Annotated in this window: 19 protein-coding genes; 4 read left to right on the forward strand and 15 right to left on the reverse strand. The window is 69.9% G+C overall.

Translation table 11 applies throughout. From position 1 onward, the window contains the following. Nucleotides 1–466: 466 nt before the first annotated feature. The 8 genes from rocD to LQZ85_RS16380 form a co-directional block, all read right to left on the reverse strand. A complete protein-coding gene (rocD, locus tag LQZ85_RS16345; RefSeq protein WP_056280654.1) occupies nucleotides 467–1,678 on the reverse strand; it encodes an ornithine--oxo-acid transaminase in 1,212 nt (403 codons plus the stop codon). Further along, on the reverse strand, nucleotides 1,675–2,562 hold the full coding sequence (gene ddaH / locus LQZ85_RS16350) for a dimethylargininase (protein WP_053097827.1): 888 nt from the start codon (nucleotides 2,560–2,562) through the stop codon (nucleotides 1,675–1,677). The genes rocD and ddaH overlap by 4 nt, the downstream gene beginning before the upstream one ends. A gap of 165 nt (nucleotides 2,563–2,727) precedes the next feature. Continuing rightward, entirely contained in the window at nucleotides 2,728–3,744 is a 1,017-nt protein-coding gene (locus LQZ85_RS16355; RefSeq protein ID WP_056280652.1) for an NAD(P)-dependent alcohol dehydrogenase, read from the reverse strand. A 1-nt stretch (nucleotide 3,745) separates the two neighbouring features. Continuing rightward, nucleotides 3,746–3,976, reverse strand: coding sequence for a helix-turn-helix transcriptional regulator (locus LQZ85_RS16360; protein WP_053097831.1), 231 nt, complete (start codon nucleotides 3,974–3,976; stop codon nucleotides 3,746–3,748). Then, the gene (locus LQZ85_RS16365) at nucleotides 3,976–4,410 is read right to left on the reverse strand and encodes a hypothetical protein (protein WP_056280648.1); all 435 of its coding nucleotides are present in this window, start codon (nucleotides 4,408–4,410) and stop codon (nucleotides 3,976–3,978) included. Before LQZ85_RS16365 ends, LQZ85_RS16360 begins: the two co-directional genes overlap by 1 nt. Before the next feature lie 90 nt (nucleotides 4,411–4,500). Beyond that, on the reverse strand, nucleotides 4,501–8,202 hold the full coding sequence (locus LQZ85_RS16370) for a bifunctional proline dehydrogenase/L-glutamate gamma-semialdehyde dehydrogenase (RefSeq protein ID WP_230101219.1): 3,702 nt from the start codon (nucleotides 8,200–8,202) through the stop codon (nucleotides 4,501–4,503). A 130-nt stretch (nucleotides 8,203–8,332) separates the two neighbouring features. Further along, nucleotides 8,333–9,157 (reverse strand): hypothetical protein, encoded by an 825-nt coding sequence (locus LQZ85_RS16375; protein WP_230101220.1) that lies wholly within the window; start codon nucleotides 9,155–9,157, stop codon nucleotides 8,333–8,335. A gap of 4 nt (nucleotides 9,158–9,161) precedes the next feature. Continuing rightward, on the reverse strand, nucleotides 9,162–9,722 hold the full coding sequence (locus tag LQZ85_RS16380; protein WP_230101221.1) for an acyl-CoA thioesterase: 561 nt from the start codon (nucleotides 9,720–9,722) through the stop codon (nucleotides 9,162–9,164). A 130-nt stretch (nucleotides 9,723–9,852) separates the two neighbouring features. Here LQZ85_RS16380 and LQZ85_RS16385 point away from each other — a divergent pair, with 130 nt between their 5' ends. Further along, nucleotides 9,853–10,359 (forward strand): GNAT family N-acetyltransferase, encoded by a 507-nt coding sequence (locus LQZ85_RS16385; RefSeq protein ID WP_053097837.1) that lies wholly within the window; start codon nucleotides 9,853–9,855, stop codon nucleotides 10,357–10,359. Nucleotides 10,360–10,469: 110 nt separating this feature from the next. Here the strand turns inward: LQZ85_RS16385 and LQZ85_RS16390 are convergent, their stop codons facing one another. From LQZ85_RS16390 to LQZ85_RS16400, 3 genes are read right to left on the reverse strand one after another with little or no spacing between them, the layout of a single operon-like run. Continuing rightward, complete coding sequence (locus LQZ85_RS16390) at nucleotides 10,470–12,188, reverse strand: cytochrome b/b6 domain-containing protein (RefSeq protein WP_230101222.1); 1,719 nt, start codon at nucleotides 12,186–12,188, stop codon at nucleotides 10,470–10,472. Nucleotides 12,189–12,190: 2 nt separating this feature from the next. Further along, complete coding sequence (locus LQZ85_RS16395; RefSeq protein WP_230101223.1) at nucleotides 12,191–13,162, reverse strand: electron transfer flavoprotein subunit alpha/FixB family protein; 972 nt, start codon at nucleotides 13,160–13,162, stop codon at nucleotides 12,191–12,193. 1 nt (nucleotide 13,163) lies between these two features. Further along, the gene (locus LQZ85_RS16400) at nucleotides 13,164–13,940 is read right to left on the reverse strand and encodes an electron transfer flavoprotein subunit beta/FixA family protein (protein WP_230101224.1); all 777 of its coding nucleotides are present in this window, start codon (nucleotides 13,938–13,940) and stop codon (nucleotides 13,164–13,166) included. A 133-nt stretch (nucleotides 13,941–14,073) separates the two neighbouring features. Here LQZ85_RS16400 and LQZ85_RS16405 point away from each other — a divergent pair, with 133 nt between their 5' ends. The 3 genes from LQZ85_RS16405 to LQZ85_RS16415 are packed head-to-tail and all read left to right on the forward strand — an operon-like array spanning nucleotide 14,074 to nucleotide 15,522. Then, the gene (locus LQZ85_RS16405; protein ID WP_230101225.1) at nucleotides 14,074–14,610 is read left to right on the forward strand and encodes a MarR family transcriptional regulator; all 537 of its coding nucleotides are present in this window, start codon (nucleotides 14,074–14,076) and stop codon (nucleotides 14,608–14,610) included. A 1-nt stretch (nucleotide 14,611) separates the two neighbouring features. Then, entirely contained in the window at nucleotides 14,612–15,082 is a 471-nt protein-coding gene (locus LQZ85_RS16410; protein WP_053097845.1) for an SRPBCC family protein, read from the forward strand. Then, complete coding sequence (locus tag LQZ85_RS16415; RefSeq protein WP_230101226.1) at nucleotides 15,079–15,522, forward strand: YdeI/OmpD-associated family protein; 444 nt, start codon at nucleotides 15,079–15,081, stop codon at nucleotides 15,520–15,522. The genes LQZ85_RS16410 and LQZ85_RS16415 overlap by 4 nt, the downstream gene beginning before the upstream one ends. Nucleotides 15,523–15,643: 121 nt before the next feature. On the opposite strand, the gene LQZ85_RS16420 is transcribed toward LQZ85_RS16415, so the two are convergent. From LQZ85_RS16420 to LQZ85_RS16435, 4 genes are read right to left on the reverse strand one after another with little or no spacing between them, the layout of a single operon-like run. After that, on the reverse strand, nucleotides 15,644–16,420 hold the full coding sequence (locus tag LQZ85_RS16420; protein ID WP_053097849.1) for an enoyl-CoA hydratase-related protein: 777 nt from the start codon (nucleotides 16,418–16,420) through the stop codon (nucleotides 15,644–15,646). Nucleotides 16,421–16,464: 44 nt separating this feature from the next. After that, the gene (gene mmsB / locus LQZ85_RS16425; RefSeq protein ID WP_053097851.1) at nucleotides 16,465–17,367 is read right to left on the reverse strand and encodes a 3-hydroxyisobutyrate dehydrogenase; all 903 of its coding nucleotides are present in this window, start codon (nucleotides 17,365–17,367) and stop codon (nucleotides 16,465–16,467) included. After that, nucleotides 17,364–18,545, reverse strand: coding sequence for an acyl-CoA dehydrogenase family protein (locus LQZ85_RS16430; protein ID WP_072591951.1), 1,182 nt, complete (start codon nucleotides 18,543–18,545; stop codon nucleotides 17,364–17,366). The genes mmsB and LQZ85_RS16430 overlap by 4 nt, the downstream gene beginning before the upstream one ends. Before the next feature lie 26 nt (nucleotides 18,546–18,571). Beyond that, complete coding sequence (locus LQZ85_RS16435) at nucleotides 18,572–20,074, reverse strand: CoA-acylating methylmalonate-semialdehyde dehydrogenase (RefSeq protein WP_056280628.1); 1,503 nt, start codon at nucleotides 20,072–20,074, stop codon at nucleotides 18,572–18,574. Between the last annotated feature and the right edge of the window lie 91 nt (nucleotides 20,075–20,165).

A 20,165-nucleotide genomic window follows, 5' to 3' on the forward strand; every position in this document is an offset into this window, starting at 1 on the left:
CATCCAGCCGAAGCTGAATCGAGGTTATTTGGCATTTGACAAGTGCACGCTGTTGAGTTCTCAAGGATCGGATGCTCCCACGACCCAGTCATCACAACCAGGCCCGAAGGGCAACTTCTCTATCTTATCTGTGCCATTCGGCCTGTCAAATCGACACGCCGTGAGGCTCAGAACCAGATCTGCAGCTCGGGGCTCAAGGCCGCCGAGGCAACTTCACTAGCTTATCCGTTCCGGAGTCGCTGTCAAATCGACCGTTTCTCCGAAGTGGAAGCTCCAGGTCAGACAGAAGTGTGTCTGCGATCTGCTCCGAGGAGCTGATCGAGTGGAGGTGGTTCTCCGCTTGAGGGGGGTAAGGCTCTCGGCCTCTCCGCTTCCCTGTGGGGCGAACAAGTAATAAGTTACGTGGGTTCCGGGGTTCCGGCAAATCCGGGCTGTCCGCCGGGCGTGTCGCCCGGCGGACAGGGCGTCACGCCCCGAGAACCAGCTTCAGCTGCTCGACCGCCCAGTCGAGTTCGGTCGCGCGGATCACCAGCGGAGGGGCGATGCGGATCGTCTGACCGTGGGTGTCCTTGACGAGCACACCCCGGTCGAGGAGCTTCTCCGCGATCTCGCGGCCGGTCCCCTTGGCGGGGTCGATGTCGACGCCGGCCCACAGCCCGGCGATGCGCACCTCGGTCACCCCGTGCCCGATCAGCGGCTCGAGGCCGGCGGCGAGGTGGGCGCCGAGTGCGCGAGCGCGCTCCTGGAACTCCCCGGACTCGAGCATCTCGACGACCCGCAGGCCGACGGCCGCGGCGAGCGGGTTGCCCCCGAACGTCGAACCGTGTTCACCCGGGCGGATGACTCCGAGCACATCCGCGTCGCCGACGACCGCCGACACCGGAAGGATCCCGCCGCCCAGCGCCTTGCCCAGGAGATACAGGTCGGGCACGACGCCCTCCCGATCGCAGGCGAAGGTCTCGCCGACCCGGCCGAGACCCGACTGGATCTCATCGGCGATGAACAGCACGTTCTTCTCGTCGCAGATCTCGCGGATGCGGCGCAGGTATCCCTCCGGGGGGATCACCACTCCGCCCTCGCCCTGGATCGGCTCGATCAGCACGGCGGCGGTGTTCTCGGTGATGGCCGCTGCGACGGCATCCGCGTCCCCATAGGGAACCACGTCGAATCCCGGCGTGTACGGGCCGAAGTCCGTCCGCGCCTCGGGGTCGTCGCTGAAGCTGACGATGGTCGTGGTGCGGCCGTGGAAGTTGCCGGCCGCGACGATGATGCGCGCCTGGTCGTCCGCGATGCCCTTGACGCGATACCCCCATGCGCGAGCGACCTTGATGCCGGTCTCGACCGCTTCGGCGCCGGTGTTCATCGGCAGCACCATGTCTTTGCCGGCGAGAGTCGACAGCGCGGCGGCGAACGGCTCGAGCCGATCGCTCATGAAGGCGCGGCTCGTGAGGGTGACGCGACCGAGCTGCTCGGTCAGGGCCGCCACGAGAGCCGGATGCCGGTGCCCGAAGTTCACCGCCGAATAGGCGGCGAGCAGATCGAGGTACCGCTTGCCCTCGACATCCGTCACCCACGCACCCTCACCCCGGGCGATGTTGACCGGCAGCGGGTGGTAGTTGTGGGCGACGTGCGGCTCCGCCGTCACCTCGGCGCTCACGCCCGGGTCGACGGCGGTCACACCGCACCGCGCAGTTCGAGGGTGCAGCACTTGATGCCGCCGCCGCCGAGCAGCAGCTCGGACAGGTCGATCATGATCGGGTTGTAGCCGCGCTCGCGCAGCTGCTTCTCGAAGCCCTTCGCGCGCGGCGAGATGATCACGTTGTAGCCGTCGCTCGCGGAGTTGAGACCGAAGACGGATCCGTCCTCGTCGGACACGAGGATCGCCTCGGGGAAGCGCTCCTCGAGGATCGCCCGGCTCTCGTCATCGAACGCGCCGGGCAGATACGCGATGTTCGCGCGCTCGGGGCCGCCGTTCTCTACGCCCTGCACGGGGTCGAGCACCGCGATCGCGGTGTCCAGGTGGTAGAAGCGCGGGTCGACCAGGTTGAGCGACACGACCTCACGGCCGAAGACGTCGCCGACCTCGCGGTGGCTGTCGCCGGTCGAGCGGAACCCCGTGCCGGCGAGGATCACGTCGCCGACGAGCAGGAAGTCGCCCTCGCCCTCGTTGACCTCTTCGGGGATCACGGTGTCGTAGCCCGCGGCGCGGAACCAGTCGGCGAACGCGGGCGCCTCGCCCTGGCGCTCGACGAAGCGGAACTTCGGCACGTAGGCGCGGCCGTCGATCAGGAACCCGCCGTTCGCCGTGTAGACCATGTCGGGGAACCCGGCGAGAGGCTCGATCAGCTCGACCTCATGGCCGAGCTCGAGGTACAGGTCGTGCAGCTTCTGCCACTGCTCGACCGCCCTGGCCGTGTCGGTCGGCTTCGAGGGCTCCATCCACGGGTTGATCGAGTAGTTCACCGTGAAGTGCGACGGCGTGCACATCAGGTAGTGACGGTGGTGTGCGGTGCGGACCGGAGCTGCGGTCTCGGATGCCGGCGCAGTGGTTTCGACAGACATGGGGCTCCTCGAACGGATGCGGCGGACGCTGTCCAGGGGCCCGGCGGTCCTTCGACCCGCGCCGCTCGATGAGAGACGGCGCCCGGGGAAGATGCGACTCGGGCACGCCAGCATCCATTCTGTCACCCGCCCCCTGGACGCCGCCAGAGCGCAGGCGCTTCTCGCTCAGGCTCCGCGGACGACGACCTTGCCGACCGTATGACCGGCTTCGAGGTGCGCGAGGGCCGCGCGGGCCTCGTCGAATCCGAATTCGCGCTCGATCACGGGTGTGATCCGCCCCTCGGCGGTGAGCTCGAGCAGCTTCGCGAGGATCTCCGGACGAGGGCTCGCCGCGAGCGGGCGGATGCGGCGGCTCGAACCGATCGACAGGAACGCCGCCTTCACCATCCGCGGGATCGGGCCCAGCACGGGGCCGCCGTCACCCGTCACGAGCACCACCCGTCCGCCGGAGATCACGAGGCGCTGCAGGTCGCGCAGCGGCATCCCTCCGGCGATGTCGATCACCGCGTCGAAGTGCGCTGCGGGCAGCTCCGTCAGCGGCGAGCAACGGTGGTCGAGGGTGCGCACGGCGCCGAGGTGCTCGACGAGGCGCGCGTTGCGTTCACCGCACGTCGCCCAGACCTCGGCACCGCGCAGCGCCGCGAGCTGCACCACGAAGGTGCCCACTCCCCCGGAGGCGCCGAGCACCAGGACTCGAGGGACATGGCCCGCCGCAGTGTGCCTGACGGAGCGGAAGCCGGTCCCCGCGTGGTCGAGGGCCTGCCATGCGGTACCTGCGGCGATCGGCAGGCAGGCCGCAGTCACGGAGGTCACATCCGGCGGGATCGGGACGAGGCGCGTCGCGGGCACAGCGACATGCGATGCGAGTCCCCCTCCTCCGACGAGCTCGCCCACCACGCGCTCGCCGACCTCGGCGCCGATCTCCTGGGATCCGACGGCGACGACGGTGCCGGCCACCTCCATTCCCCGCACCGGATGCTTCGGGCGCGTCAGGCCGAAGACCGGACGCACGAGCAGGGGGTCTCCGAGCATGAGGCGGATATCACCGGCGTTGAGGGCGGTCGCCTCGACGCGCAGCACCACCTCGCCCGGACGCGGGATCGGAACGGGGATCTGCTCGAGGTGCACTCCGTCGGACGGGCCGTACGTCTCACGCACCCAGGCAGGCATCGTCTCGGTCATCTCACACCTCCGTGGTCGTGGGCTCGGGGTACTGGAACAGGTCGTCGATGCCGACGCCGAATGCCCGGGCGATCTGAAAGGCCAGTTCGAGGGTCGGCGAGTACTTCTCCTGCTCGATCGCGATCAGCGTCTGGCGAGTCACGCCGACGCGGCGGGCGAGCTCGGCCTGGGTCAGACCGGCGGCCTCCCGATGCGCACGGATGCGGTTGGAGACGAGCGTCGGCTTGACCATCAGACGAGACCCCTTCGATAGGCCACGACCCGCGCGATCCCGCCCACGATCGTCGCGATCACGAAGCCCGCGAACATGGCGTGGGCGATCCAGAAGACGTCCGCGTTCATCGCGCAGAGCAGGATCACGCCGGTGCCCGCGATGGCCACGAACGCCTGCTCGACACGACTCCCCATGCGACCGATGTCCCGATCGCGGATGTCGGACCTGCCCACGCCGTCGGGGTCGCGGGCGCCGGCGATCATGCCCCAGATGATGCTGATCGCGATGGTCACGACGATTCCGCCGCCGATCATCCACAGCATCAGCGGCGGCCAGTCGACCTCGGTCACGGGACCGCCGGCCGCCTGCTGCAGCACCACGACGACGTACGCCGTGATGGCGATCAGGCTGACGACGAGACCGACCCAGACGTTGCGCTCCTCGTAGACCATGACACCCTCCCGTGTAAAAGATTCTTGACACGAGGTTACGCCTGCGGCAGCCGCTGTGTCAAGAATTCTTTACACCGCGCTCGCGCGGCGTCAGATGACGGAAGCGCTCCAGGCGTCGGGGTTGCCGTAGCGGTGCGCGGTGATCGCGATGGCCTGCTCGTGCACGAAGGGCAGCAGCTCGATGCGCCCGGCGGAGGTGACCTCGCCGTCGTACACCGCGAGGTCGGGATCGCCGCCGACGGCTGTCGCCAGTGCGCGGTGCAGCGCTGCCACGGAGTCGCGGGGCCCGACCAGTCGCACCCGGCTCGGTCGCAATTCGTCGTCGAGGGATTCGAGCGTCGCGGACGACTGCTCGCCGCGCCGCCGCATCCGCTCGATCCACTCGTCGTCGCTCTCCATGTGGACGACGGCGCCGAGCTCGCCGAGAGCGCGGCGAACCGGCGCCGGAAGACCGACGGGCGTCGAGAGCACGAACCGGGCGCCGGCGCGCACCGCGGCGACGACGACGCGCAGCAGCTCCTGCCAGCCGGCATCCGCGGTGGCTCTGATCGCGACCGGAACCGGGCGGTAGCGGAACAGGTTGCGCTCGATCCCGAGGTGCGACACGTCGCGCACCTGCCCGAACTCGCGGTCCCAGGCGAGCGCATCCGAGAGCGCAGAACGACGCAGCCACTCGAAGGCCTCGAAGTCGAGCGACGGCTGCGCTGACTCGATGAGGTCGGTGATGCGCGAGTCCAGCCCGCGCAGATGGAGAGTGCTCGAGACGGTGCCGGACCCGCTCGACCGCCAGGATCCGAGTCCGATGAGGTAGTTCGGGCCGCCGGCCTTGGCGCCGGGGCCCACCGAGGAGCGCTTCCACCCGCCGAACGGCTGGCGCTGCACGATCGCACCGGTGATGCCCCGGTTCACGTAGAGGTTGCCGGCCTGCACGCGGTCGAGCCAGAGCGCGAGCTCAGCCGGGTCCTGCGTGTGCAGTCCGGCGGTCAGACCGTACTCGACCGCATTCTGCAGATCGATCGCCCGCTCCAGCGTCGGCGCGTGCATGACGCCGAGCACCGGGCCGAAGAACTCCTCGGTGTGGAACCGAGAACCCGGCTGCACTCCCACACGGATGCCGGGTCGCCAGAGGCGCCCCGTGGGGTCGTCGGTCGAGACGGCGGGCTCGATGAGCCACTGCTCGTCGCCTTCGAGCTCGGTGAGCGCCCACGCGAGCTTGCCCTCGGGTCGCTCGATCACGGGTCCGACCTCGGCGAGCGGATCGGTGGGCCAGCCGACATGCAGCGACCGAGTGGCATCGGCCAGCTGACGGGCGAAGCGCTGGGAGCGTCCGACGGGTCCGACGAGGATCGCGAGGGAGGCCGCCGAGCACTTCTGCCCCGCGTGCCCGAAGGCGCTGCGCACCAGATCGGCGACCGCGAGATCGAGATCAGCCGAGGGTGTGATGATCATCGCGTTCTTGCCGCTGGTCTCGGCGAGCAGCGGAAGTTCGGGGCGCCACGAGCGGAACAGCGCCGCCGTCTCCCACGAACCGGTGAGGATGACCCGATCGACGGACTCGTGCGAGATCAGCTCACGGCCGAGATCGCCCTCTTCGATGTCGACGAGGGCGAGCACGTCGCGGGGAACGCCGACCTCCCAGAGCGTCTCGGCGATGACCGCCGCGCAGCGGCGAGCCTGCGGAGCCGGCTTGAAGACGACTCCGGAGCCCGCGGCGAGCGCGGCGAGCACGCCGCCCGCGGGGATCGCGAGAGGGAAGTTCCACGGTGGGGTGACGACCGTCACGCGCGCCGGGTCGAACGTGGCGCCGGCGACGGCATCCAACTCCCGCGCCTTGGCGGCGTAGTAGCGCGCGAAGTCCACGGCCTCGCTGACCTCGACGTCGGCCTCGGCGAAGACCTTGCCGGTCTCGGAGGCGGCGACCTCGATCAGGTCTCCGCGGCGCCCTTCCAGAGCGGCGGCCGCGCGCAGCAGCACTTCGGCCCGCTCGGCGGCGGGGCGAGCACCCCAGAGCGCCGCGGCGTCGTGCACGCCCGCGATCGTGGCCTCGAGCGTGTCCGCATCGTCGATCCGGGCGGCCTCGATCGTCGAGACGCCGAGGGTGGAGTCGTCGATCCGGGCGGTGATCTCGCGGGCCCAGTCCCGGTTGGCCGGAAGCGACGGGTCGCTGTCGGGCGTGTTCGCGAAGCCCGGCGCGCCGCCGGTCGCCTCATCGATCTCGCGTGGGGCGTAGACCGCGGTCTCCAGGAACGGCCCGGTCGGGTCATCCGATCCGCGCGAGATTCCGAGCACCGCCTGGGTCAGCCCCTCCTCGGGCGCAGGCGCCACGGGCACGGGCCGCATGGACTCGTGCACGGGTGCGAGTCGGTCCTGGCTGCGCAGCGCCCCCACCTGCAGCGTCGGGGACGCCGAGCGGTCGACCGCATCGAGGAACCTGTCGCGCTCACGCACGAACAGCGCCTCATCGTCACCGAGGCGGAATGCTGCGGACAGGAAGTTGTCGCTCGACGCGTTCTCTTCGAGCCTCCGCACCAGGTAGCTGATGGCGACGTCGAACTCGCTCGGCTTCACGACCGGGACATAGAGAAGCACCTCGCCGACCTCGCGGGAGACGGCCTGCACCTGCCCCTGCGCCATGCCGAGGAGCATCTCGAATTCGATCGGCGGCTGCGAGTTCGCGGCGGTCGCCGATCCCGGATCGAGAGCGCGGACACCCCGCTCCCCCGCGAGCAGCCACGCATAGGCGATGCCGAACAGGTTGTGACCCGCGATCCCCAGACGCACGGCGGCGACGTTCTCGGGGCGCAGCGCCCAGTCGAGGCAGCGCAGATAGTTGGCGTCGGTGTCGAGCTTCGTGTCGTACGTCGCCTGCGTCCATCCGTGCATCCGCGCCTCGACCCGCTCCATCGCGAGGTTGGCTCCCTTGACGAGCCGCACCTTGATGGGGGCGCCGCCGTGGTCGACGCGCTCGCGAGCCCAGGCGGTGAGCTGCTGCAGCGCCGGCAGGGCGTCGGGCAGATAGGCCTGCAGCACGATGCCGGCCTCGAGACCTTCGAGCCGCGGATCCTCGAGGATGCGCGTGAACACCGCGATCGTCAGATCGAGGTCGCGATACTCCTCCATGTCGAGGTTGATGAAGGTGCGATCCGCCGCGGCGGTCAGATATAGCGGAAGGAGTCGCTCGACGACCGACTCCACGACCTCGTCGAACGCCCACATCGAGATGTGGCTGACGATCGCCGACACCTTCACCGAGACGTAGTCGACATCGGGACGACGGATCAGCTCATGGATGCCGTCGAGCCGCCGCTGCGCCTCGGCCTCGCCGAGCACGGCCTCTCCCAGCAGATTGAGGTTGAGTCGTGCGCCCGATTCGCGGATCTTCGCGATCGCAGGACCGAGCTTCGCCGGTCGGGCGTCGACGACCAGGTGACCGACCATCTCGCGCAGCACCCGGCGGGCGATGGGCACCACGGGGCTCGGCAGCATCTGTGCGACTCCGCCGCCGATGCGCACGGCCGACCGCAGGTACCACGGCAGGAACTCGGGCACGATCGGGGCGATGCGGTGCAGCTGGGATGCTGCGGCGCTCAGGCTCTCGGGGCGCATGACCCCGTCGACGAATCCGAGCGTGAACGGCAGCCCGTTGGCATCCTGCAGCACACCGGCCAGGCGCTCGGCCGCCGGATCGACATCGGCGGCCGCGGCCTCGATCACCCAGCGGCGCGCGAGCTCGACCGCACGGTCCGCGAGCGAGACGGATTCGGGATCCGTGGAGGGCATCGGGTCGGCCATGAGCTCAGCCTAGGACCGCGGTGAGCGCCTGGCCCTGAGCGACGATCGCGTCGTGCGGTTCCGGCCGCAGTTCGTGCCGTCGAACGCGCGGGCGGGCGACACGAACTGCGACCGGAAGAGGTGGAACCGCTCAGAGCGCGGCGATCATCTCGTCGTATCCCTCGCGGAACGTCGGGTAGTCGAGATCGCCGAGGAACTCCTGCAGCAGATGCCCGTCGAGCACCGTCCCGCCGCCGACCTCGGGGTCGAGGTGCGGCGGCGGCTCGACGCCGAGCCGGGTGGCGATATGCGCGACCACGTCCCCGAGCAGCACCGGCTCCCGATCGACGGCGTGGATCAGCGGTGGCGCGGAGTCGGCGCGCAGCATCGCCTCGAGCAGCCGCACGAGGTCCGTCTCGTGGATCCGGTTCGTGCGACGCGTGTGGTCGACCGGTGCCGCCTCTCGCACCCGTCGGATGAGGAAGTCGCGTCCCGGGCCGTAGATGCCGGCGGGCCGCACGATGCGGGCACCGAACAGCTCCATGGCCAGCTGCTCGCCCTCGACCAGATCGCCGCCTCGCTCGCTCGAGACCCGCGTCGCGTCGCGCTCGGTCAGCGGTGTCTCGCCAGGACGCCCCTCGAACACGCGCGTCGATGACACGAACACGACCCGCTCCGGCATCGACGGCAGGGCCTTCGCGAGCCCGCGCAGCGCCGGTGGATAGATCGAGTCGCCCTCGGTGCTGGGCGGCAGCGTGACCACGACCGAGTCGAAGGCCGGAAGGTCGCGGTCGAGCGGATGCCGCAGATCCGCCTCGATCGTCGGGAAGGGCAGCTCCCCCGCACTCCGGCGCATGGCCGTGACCTGCGCGCCCTGCTCGACGAGCCGCTCGCCGAGTCGCACGCCGAGCTTGCCGCATCCCACCAGCAGCACCGAGCCCGGTGCGCGCGTCTCGAGACCCCACGGATCGGTCACGGCGTCAGTTCCACACGCTCGGCGCGGAGGTGCGCACGGGAGGCAGAGCGGATGCCGCGGCCCAGTCGTGCACCCACGGATCGATCTCGGGCACGCCCTCGGGCTTGCCCACTGCGGCGAACAGCTCTTCGTTGCTGACCGCGCCTCCGGTGCGGCGCAGCATCCGCGAGCGCACGATCACCCGCGCGTAGATCTCGCCGCCGACGACGGCTCGGTGCTCGAGGAACACGGCCTTGTCGTCGTGTCCGATGAACCGGGACTGCACCTCGAACCGCTGCCAGAGCTGCAGGGACTTGCGGAAGGTGACGGTCTCGCTCGACACGACGGCGTACCAGCCGCGCTCGTTCATCGCGTCGAACAGCCCCGTGCGGATCAGCAGGTCCCAGCGACCGAGGTCGAACAGCGACAGGTAGCGACCGTTGTTCATGTGGCGCAGGATGTCGATGTCGGTGGGGAGCGTCGTCAGTGTGATGCTGCTGACGGAGCCCGCGTCGAGGGTCTTGCCTCGCCGCACGCGGCGACGGGCGGAGAGGATCACGAGGAGAGTGCGCCAGATCACGTTCACGAGCACTGATCGTAGCCAGCGACGAACGATTCGCGAACATCGTTGTGCGATGTCTCCAGCGGCATATCGGTGCTGCGGGAACGCTTCCGTTCGATTTCCTCTTCGCGGACCCCGCGCGTAGAGTCGCGATATGAGCGCCGAAGCCCAGCCTGAAGTCATCGTCCGTCCGGTCCGTGATGTGGATGCGGAAGCCCTGGGTCGCGTGCACGCGCAGTGCTGGCACGAGACCTACGACCACCTGATCAGCAAGGCAGCCCTCGAGAAGGTCTCGCCCCGCCGCATGGCCGAGCTGTGGACGCACTGGGCCTCGCAGGGCCCCGAGTTCACCATGCGCGCCGCGCTCGTCGACGGAGAGATCGTCGGGTTCGTCGGCTCCGGCCCCGCCCGCGACAAGGACGCCCCGGCGTTCCGCGAGCTGTACTTCATCTACCTGCTCGACGCGTACCACTCCACGGGCATCGGCCAGAAGCTGTTCGACGCCGCCGTCGAGAAGGACGAACCTCTCTACCTGTGGGTCGCGGAGGACAACCCCCGCGCCCACCGCTTCTACACGCGCAACGGATTCACGCTCGACGGCGCCAGCCACACCGAGCCGTTCCTCGGCGAGACGCTGACCGAGGTGCGCTTCGTGCGCTGAGCCCGCGCCTCGTGGCCCTCGCGCTCACGTTTTCGCATGAACGGCCCCCTGCCTCAGGCAGGGGGCCGTTTCGCTGCGTCGGAAGCAGTCTGGGCTGAATCGTGGACGCGTCAACGTCCGGAGACGGTGCCGAACAGCTTCGCGATCGGGGCGATGACGAGCGGCCGGGCGGCGACCCAGCCGAGGGCGATCACCACGAGGGATGCCACGAAGACCCAGAATCCGGTCCAGCCGACGGCGTCCGAGGAGGCGTACATGTGGTTGAGGTTGCGCAGGAACCCGGTGAGGAACACCAGCGCGACGTGGCCGATGATGAACACCACGAAGTAGATCATGATCGGGAAGTGCAGCGCGCGGGCCCACTCGATCGGGTAGGCCTTCGAGAGACGCTCGGCCTTCTTCGGCCACATCCCCGACATGCGGAACCCGGTCGCCGCCGCCAAGGGAGCCGCGACGAACACCGTGACGAAGTAGGCCAGCTGCTGCAGGCTGTTGTAGTTCACCCAGCCGTGTTCGGTCGGCCAGTCGAACGACACGTACTGCAGCGCGGCCGACAGCGCGTTGGGGATGACCTCCCAGCTCGTCGGCACGATGCGCGCCCAGTGTCCGGTGACGAACAGCAGCACCACGAAGATCATGCCGTTCACGAGCCAGAGGATGTCGAGCGCCTGGTGGAACCAGATCGTCAGGCTGACCTTGCCCTTGGGATCGTTGCGCGGGGTCCAGAACGCGGTCGGGCGCTTCTCGTTGCGGATGCGGAGGCCCGACCGGATGATCAGCACCATCAGGAACACGTTGAAGAAGTGCGCCCAGTTGGTCCACGGGGCGAATCCCGGTTCGACGGCGACGGCCGGCTCGTATTCGCCGGGGAACGCGGCGAGGAAGTCCTGCATGAACGGGAAGCTCAGCAGCGCCCGCACGAACGCCACGGCAGCGGCCGCCAGGATGCCGAGCGCCGCGGCGCCGAGGAGGACGGCGATCGCCTGGGTCCAGGTCGGCCGAGGTCGGTCGGATGCCGGAGCGGTCGCCGTGACGTGCCGAGGCGCACTGCCGTTCCAGACGGTGCGGGGAGCGGGCAGCGGGATCGAAGGATCCCCGAGCGCGAACGCGGCGGCGGTGGCGACGGCCGTGGTGGGTGCGGATGCCGGAGCGGCGGCCGGTGCGGATGCCGCGACCTCGGGGGCTGCATCCGCGGAGGCCGGGGCATCCGCGGCAGCCGGGGCATCCGCGGCAGCCGGGGCATCGACGGCGATGGAGGAGGCCGCGTCCGAGGCGACTGCGATCAGCGGAACGGTATCCGCCGGGGGCCACGGATCTCCGCCGGCGACTCGCGGCAGACCGCGACGCACGGATCCCGTCTGCGCGACGACCGGGGCCGACTCAGGCGTCGGCTCGTCGAGCGTGGACGGCGAGGCGGACCGGGTCGGCACGTCTGCTGCGGCGTCGGTGGCAGCATCCGCCGGCTCCGGCCTCGAAGACGATGTCCGCGCCGCGGCAGCGCCTGCGCCTGCGCCTGCGACAGCCGCCACGCTCGCGGGAGGCCACGGTTCGCCACCCGGCGTGCGCGGAAGGCCCCGGCGAAGAGACGCGCCACTCGCCGCAGACGGCACCGCGTGCTCGACGACCGAGGACTCGGGCTCCGGCACGGTAGCCACCGGAGCGGCAGCCGCCGGGGCGGCCTCCTCCGACTCATCGAGCGAGGTCGACGGCGCCGAGAGCGGCGATGCGTACTCGGCATCCGCAGGCGCCTCAACGGCGATGTCGCCGGGAGGCCACGGCTCGCCGCCGGGAACGCGCGGGAGCCCGCGCCTGAGCATCCGCGTCGCCATGGCTACTTCTTCCGCGCCTCGAGGGCCGCGATCACCTGCGGGACGATCGTGAACAGATCGCCGACGATGCCGAAGTCGGCGACGTCGAAGATCGGCGCCTCGCCGTCCTTGTTGATCGCGACGATGTTCTTCGCCGTCTGCATGCCCGCGCGATGCTGGATCGCACCCGAGATGCCGAGGGCGACATACAGCTGCGGCGAGACCGAGACGCCCGTCTGACCGACCTGATGCGACTGGGGGATGTAGCCGGCGTCGACCGCCGCGCGCGAGGCGCCGACCGCTGCGCCGAGAGCGTCGGCGAGCTCTTCGACGAGCACGAACTTCTCCTTCGAGGCGAGGCCGCGACCACCCGAGACGACCCGCGTGGCGCCGCGCAGCTCAGGCCGCGTCGACGTGGACTCGACGGCCTCGACCGCGCCGACGGTCGCCCCGACGGTGCCGGATGCCGACACGGAGAGCGCGTCGATCGTCGGCGACTCCACCGCCTCGGCTCGCGCGTCGACCGCGCCCTGACGCACCGTGATGACCGGTGCGCCGAACGTGGGAGCCGAGTCGGTGAGGTACGCGCCTCCGTAGACGGAGTGGTGGGCGACGATGCCCTCGTCATCCCTCGAGACGCCGACGGCGTCGACCGACAGCGCCAGCTTCGCGCGCACGGCGAACCTCCCGGCGACATCGCGTCCGCTGATCGAGTTCGAGATCAGCACAGCATCCGGCCGCACCTGCTCGAAGGCCGCGTGCAGTGCATCGACGATCGGCACGGTGAGCACTGACTGGTCGCCGTCGGCCGTGAGCACGACCGACGCTCCGGCCGCGGCGACCTGAGCCGCCGCGTCTGCGGACCCTCCGACGACGAGCGCGACCGGAGCGCCGACGGTCGAGGCCGCGCCGATCAGTGCCGCCGTGCTGCTGGCGGGGTTGCCCGCGGGGTCGAGGTCGACGAGGACGAGGATGGGGTTCTCGGGGTAGGTCATGTCACACCAGCCTGTTCTGCACGAGGTACTCGACCAGCTTCTCGGCGGCATCGCCCTCATCGACGATCTTCACGCCGGCCGCGCGCGGCGGCTTCTCGGCGACCGACGTCATGATGGTGCGCGGTGCGGCCGCCGGGTCCGCGGAGACACCGAGGTCGTCGAGGGTGAGCACCTCGAGCGGCTTCTTCTTCGCCGCCATGATGCCCTTGAAGTTGGGGAAGCGCGCGTCGGGCAGTGCCTCGGTGATCGAGATCACCGCCGGGAGGGATGCCGAGATCGGCTGCGCTCCGGCATCCGCCCCTCGGGTTCCGGTGATGCCGTCCGAGGAGATCTCGACCGAGGTCAGCGCCGTCGCCTGCGCCCACCCCAGGTGCTCGGCGAGCATCGCCGCCATGACGCCGCCCGAGCCGTCGGTCGACAGGTTGCCGGTGATCACCAGGTCGGGTTCGCCGCGACGGATCGCCGCGGCCAGCGTCTCGGCAGTGAGGCCGAGGTCGGCCCCCGCGAGCTGCTCGTCGGCGATGTGCACTGCGGAGCCTGCGCCGATCGCGAGCGCTCGGCGCACCGATGCCGTCGAGCCGCCAGGAGCCATCGCGACCGCGACCACCTCGGTGCCCTCGTTCTTGTCGGCATGACTCAGCGCGACCTCGAGCGCGCGCTCCGTGATCTCATCGAGCACCACGTCGCCGGCGCCTCTGTCGGCGAGGCCGGTCTCGAGGTTCAGCTTGCGGTCGCTATAGGTGTCCGGCACCTCTTTGACCAGGACGAAGATCTTCATCGATTGCTCCTCACGACTGCGTCGATTCTAGTCCCTTGATACTGAGTCCCACCCGATGAGCGACTGAGGACCACCAGTCGTCTCCCGGGTGCCGGGTCCCGGCTGCGGCGACGCGATGGCCTACCGTAGAACCGTGAACCGACCGCGTCCGCTGCCCGTCGATCCGCTCGCCGAGGCGAAGCGGCAGTGGCTCGCGCACGGATGGACCGATGCCGCCGACGGCATGACCGTCGTCACCTCCGTCATGCGCGCACAGCAGCTGCTGCTCGCGCGGGTCGACGCGACGCTCAAGCCCTTCGCGCTCAGCTTCGCCCGATACGAGATGCTGCGTCTGCTGGCGTTCAGCCGGTCGGGCCGACTGCCGCTGTCGAGCGTCGTCGCCCGACTGCAGGTGCACGCGACAACCGTCACGAGCACCGCGGAGCGCCTCGTGCGCGACGGACTCATCGTGCGCGAACCGCACCCGCACGACGGCCGTGCGGCACTGCTCGCCCTGACCGAGCCGGGCCGAGAACTCGTGGCTCGCGCCACGGACGCCCTGAACGCCGACGTCTTCGCCGACCCGGGGATGAGCCGCGAGGATGCCGCCGAGCTCGTCGCGATCGTCGCCCGCATGCGCAAGGCCGCCGGCGACTTCACCGACCCCAGGCCGCAGCCCGAGCCGCTCTGACATGGCCGCGTTCGTGCTCGAGACGGTCATCGCCGCACCGCGTGAGACGGTGTTCGCAGTCGCTCTCGACCCCGGGATGCACCTGCGGTCGATGGCGCGATACCGGGAGACCATGATCGAGGCTCCGGCCGGCGGCGTGTTCACGGAGGGGTCGACCGTCACGTGGCGAGCACGGCACTTCGGCATCCCGTTCCGGCTGCGGACGATCGTGTACGACGTCGACCCGCCGCGTGGGTTCCGCGATCGGCAGCTCTCCGGGCCGTTCGGAGCGTTCGAGCACGAGCACGTGTTCGAGGAGCATCCGCAGGGAACCCTGGCCCGCGACACGATCGTCTTCCACTCGCCGTTCGGTCCGATCGGACGCCTCGTCGACCGTCTGATCCTTCGCGAGTACATGCGACGCCTGATCGAGGAGCGCAACGCCCACCTGGCATCCGAGGCCGAGGGACGCGGGCGTACACTGCCCGCATGAGCGAACTGCGCCTGCACACCATCCTCGAAGGCCGTGGCCCCGCCGCCGCGATCATCCTCACCGACGAGCAGGTCGCCTCGTTCGGAGCGGGGAAGGCGTTCCCCGTCGCGGTCACGATCGGAGGACGCACCGCCCGGCTGCGCCTGGCCCGGATGGGAGGTGCGAACATGATCGGCTTCAGCAAGGCTGTGCGCGCCGACCTCGGCGTCGAGATCGACGAGGAGGTCGATGCGGTGATCCGGCTGGATGCGGCCGAGCGCACTGTCGAGGTGCCCGCCTCCCTCGCGGAGGTGCTCGACGCCGACACCGCGCTGCGCGCCGCCTTCGACGCGCTCCCCTATTCCGTGCGCAAAGAGCACGCCCGCTCGGTGGCGGAGGCCAAACAGGATGCGACCCGCGAGCGGCGCGTCGCGAAGATCGTCGACGCGCTGCGCGGCTGAGATCTCCCGCCGCCTGCGTGCAGGCTCTGCTCCATGACTCCGGAGATCCGAGGGGGCTCGGGCTTGCCGGCGGGTGCTCGGCACGGAACGGGCGCAGTCCTCCGGAGTTGTGGAGCGGCGCTCAGCGGTTCTGGAAGTCGGGCGCACGCTTCTCCCGGAAGGCGGACATGCCTTCCTTCTGGTCTGCGGTGTCGAACAGCTCGGCGAACGCCCGCTTCTCGTGGGCGAGGCCATCGGCGAGCGTCGTCTCCATCGCCGCGTCGAGCGCGGCCTTCGCGGCGAACACCGACGGCAGCGATTTCGACGCGATGGTCTCGGCGAGCCTCGTAGCCTCGGCGAGGAGGTCGGATGCCGGCACGACGCGCGACACGAGGCCGGAGCGCTCCGCCTCCTCGGCGCCCATGAACCGACCGGACAGCACGAGTTCGGCCGCCTTGTAGTAGCCCACGGCGCGGATGAGCCGCTGCGTGCCGCCCATGCCGGGAATGACGCCGAGGTTGATCTCGGGCTGCCCGAACTTCGCGGTGTCGGCGGCGAGGATGATGTCGCACATCATCGCGAGCTCGCATCCTCCCCCGAGTGCGAACCCTGAGACGGCGGCGATCACGGGCGTGCGCACCGCGGCGAACTCATGCCAGACGCCGAAATGATCGGTCTCGAGCATCTCGGAGGCCGACATGCCCTCCATCTCCTTGATGTCCGCGCCGGCGGCGAACGCCTTCTCAGACCCGGTCACGACGATGGCGCCGACCCCGTCGTCGAGGTCGAAGGCCACAGCGGCCGCGGTGACCTCGTCGGCGAGGCGACTGTTCAACGCGTTGAGCGCCTCGGGGCGGTTCAGGGTGATCCACCCCACACGTCCGCGCTGCTCGACCAGGATCGTCTCGTATTCCGTCATCGTGAAGGCCTCTCCGTCGTGGTCATCTCAGTATCTCGCGCGGCTCACACGCTGCCGTCGCGGATGTCGGTGATGATGCCGGAGAAGTCGCGGGTCGCGCCGTCGCCCGCAGCGAAGGCGGCGTAGAGCTGCTGGGCGAGCCGCCCCATCCGCGCGTCGGTCGACGTCTGCTCGATCGCCTGCAGCGCGAGCCCGAGATCCTTCGCCATCAGAGCACCGGCGAAGCCCGGCTGGTAGTCGCGGTTTGCCGGGCTCGTCGGAACGGGGCCGGGGACGGGGCAGTTGGTCGTGATGGACCAGCACTGACCGGACGCCTGCGACACCACGTCGAACAGCGCCTGGTGCTCGAGCCCGAGCCGCTCGCCGAGCACGAAAGCCTCGGCCACCGCGATCTGCGAGACGGCGAGCACCATGTTGTTGCACACCTTCGCGGCCTGGCCGAGCCCCGACCCCCCGCAATGCACGATGCGCGTGCCCATGATCTCGAGCACCGGCAGTGCGGCGGCGAAGTCCTCGTCCGAGCCGCCCACCATGAACGCGAGCGTGCCGTTCTCGGCACCGACGACGCCGCCGGACACCGGGGCGTCGACATTGCGATGCCCCGCGGCGAGCGCGAGCGCGTGGGCGGCACGGGCCTCGTCGACCGCGATCGTCGACGACTCGATGAACAGGGTGCCGGGGCGGGCTGCGGCGAGCAGCTCGGTGCGGTACGCGTCGATCACGTGCCTTCCCGCCGGGAACATCGTGATGACGACGTCGGCGTCGGCGACGGCGTCCGCTCCGCTGGCCGCGACGGGGATGCCGGCGGCCTGCGCCGCCTCGATCGCCGCGGGCACCAGGTCGAACCCGTGCACCTCGTGCCCTGCGGCGACGAGGTTCTTCGCCATCGGCAGCCCCATGTGGCCGAGTCCGAGGAAGGCGATCCGGACGCTCGACGACTCGCTCATGATGCGCTCCGCATCGAGGCGGATCCCGCCGGTCGCAGCATCTCGCGCCCGACGATCAGGCGCATGATCTCGTTCGTGCCCTCGAGGATCTGGTGCACCCGCAGGTCGCGCACGACCTTCTCGATGCCGTAGTCCTGCAGGTAGCCGTAGCCGCCGTGCAGCTGCAGCGCGCGGTTGGCGACGTCGAATCCGGCATCCGTCGCGAAGCGCTTGGCCATCGCGCATCGCATCGTGGCATCCGGGGCGTGCTCGTCGACCGCCAGCGCGCCGTCGGTCACCATGAGGCGAGCGGCCTGCAGGTCGGTGCGCATGTCGGCGATCGCGAACAGGATCGACTGCTTCTCGGCCAGCGGCTCGCCGAACGCCACGCGCTCGTGCACGTACTGCACCGCCCGATCCAGGGCCCACTGGGCACCTCCGATGGAGCAGGCCGCGATGTTGAGGCGACCGCCGTTGAGCGCCGACATCGCGATCGCGAAGCCACGGCCCTCGTCGCCGAGCATTCCGGATGCGGGGATGCGCACGCCGTCGAGGATCACCTGACGGGTGGGCTGGGCGTGCCAGCCCATCTTCTTCTCGGGCGCCCCGAAGCTGAGTCCCTCGGCATCGCCGGGGACGAGGAAGGCGCTGATGCCCCGGGCTCCCGGCTCGCCGGTGCGGGCCATCACCACGTACACGGCGGCCTCGCCGGCACCCGAGATGAACTGCTTCACGCCGGTGAGGAGGTAGTCGTCTCCGTCCCGCACCGCGCTCGTCGCGACGTTCGCGGCATCGGATCCGACGCCCGGCTCGGTCAGGCAGTAGCCGCCGAACTCCTGCATGGCGGTGAGGTCGGGCAGCCAGCGGCCGCGCTGTGCATCGTCGCCGTAGGTGTCGATCATCCACACCACCATGTTGTGGATCGAGATGTAGGCGGCGACCGCGGGATCGCCCTTCGCGAGCTCTTCGAAGATCGCCACGGTGTCGGAGCGGCTGAGGCCCGTGCCGCCGAACTCCTCGCTCACGTAGATGCCGCCGAGGCCCAGTTCTCCGGCCTTGCCGAGCGACTCGCGGGGGAAGATGTGCTTCTCGTCGCGCTCGGCGGAGAAGGGTGCGAGCTCGGTCTCGGCGAACTCGCGGACGGCGTCGAGAATGGCCTCGCGCTCTTCGGCGGTGGTGGTGACGGTGGTCATTGTCATGTCGATTCCTTGTGGGCGTCGTGAGGTCAGTGCATGGTGGGGATCACGAAGCTGGCGCCGTCGCGGATGCCGGCCGACGGCCAGCGGCTCGTGACCGTCTTGGTCTTCGTGTAGAAGCGGAAGGCATCGGCGCCGTGCTGGTTGAGGTCGCCGAACCCGCTGCGCTTCCAGCCGCCGAACGTGTAATACGCGATCGGCACCGGGATCGGCACGTTGACGCCGACCATCCCGACCTCGACCCGTGCGGCGAAGTCGCGTGCCGCGTCTCCGTCGCGCGTGAAGATCGCGACGCCGTTGCCGTATTCGTGCTCGGATGCCATGCGCAGCGCCTCCTCGTAATCGGCGGCGCGGGCGATCACGAGCACCGGTCCGAAGATCTCCTCGCGGTAGATCGCCATGTCGGTGGTCACGTCGTCGAACAGCGTCGGTCCGAGGTAGAAGCCCTGCTCATGACCGGGCACCGTGAAGCCGCGACCGTCGGCCAGGAGGGTCGCGCCCTCGTCGACCCCCTGCTGGATGTACCCCTCGACCCGCTCGACGGCAGCCCGGGTGACGAGTGGCCCGTAGTCGACGTCGGAGGCGAGGGACGGGCCGATCCGCAGCTGCGCCACGCGCTGGGTGAGCTTGGCGGCGAGAGCATCCGCCGTCTCCTGACCGACCGGCACCGCGACCGAGATCGCCATGCAACGCTCGCCCGCCGATCCGTATCCCGAGCCGATCAGCGCGTCGACGGCCTGGTCGAGGTCGGCGTCGGGCATGACGATCATGTGGTTCTTGGCGCCGCCGAAGCACTGCGCGCGCTTGCCGTGCGCGGCCGCCGTCGAATAGATGTACTCGGCGATCGGCGTCGAGCCCACGAAGCCGACGGCGCGGATGCGGTCGTCGGTGAGCAGCGCGTCGACGGCCTCCTTGTCACCGTGCACGACGTTGAGGACCCCGGCGGGCAGCCCCGCCTCGAGGAACAGCTCGGCGATGCGCACAGGCACCGAGGGGTCACGCTCGCTGGGCTTGAGCACCACGGCGTTGCCGGCGGCGAGGGCGGGGCCCGCCTTCCACAGGGGGATCATCGCCGGGAAGTTGAACGGGGTGATCGCCGCCACCACTCCGAGCGGCTGCCGCATCGAGTAGACGTCGATGCCGGCGCCGGCACCCGTCGAGTACTCGCCTTTGAGCAGGTGCGGCGCGCCCGCGGAGAACTCGATGACCTCGAGACCCCGCTGGATGTCGCCCTTCGCATCGTCGACCGTCTTGCCGTGCTCGCTCGCAAGCAGCTCGGCGAGCTCGGTCATCTCGCGCTGCACGAGATCGAGGAAGCGCAGCAGCACCCGTGCGCGCTTCTGGGGGTTGGTCGCCGCCCACTCGACCTGCGCGGCCTCGGCGTTCGCGATCACATCGGCGACCTCCTGCGCGGAGGCCAGCGGCACGCGCGCCTGGACGGATCCCGTGCTCGGATCGAACACGTCGGCGAAGCGCCCTCCCTCGGGGGTGAGGTGCTTTCCGCCTACGAAGTGGGGAATGGTACGAGTCATTGTGCGATGTCCCTTCGCGCCGTCGTTGGCACTATGACGATGGTACTTCGGCATCCGCATATTTACTAGGGCGTCCTTGCAGTTGCGGAAG

This window comes from Microbacterium sp. Bi98 (assembly GCF_918698045.1).
GTDB lineage: Bacteria > Actinomycetota > Actinomycetes > Actinomycetales > Microbacteriaceae > Microbacterium.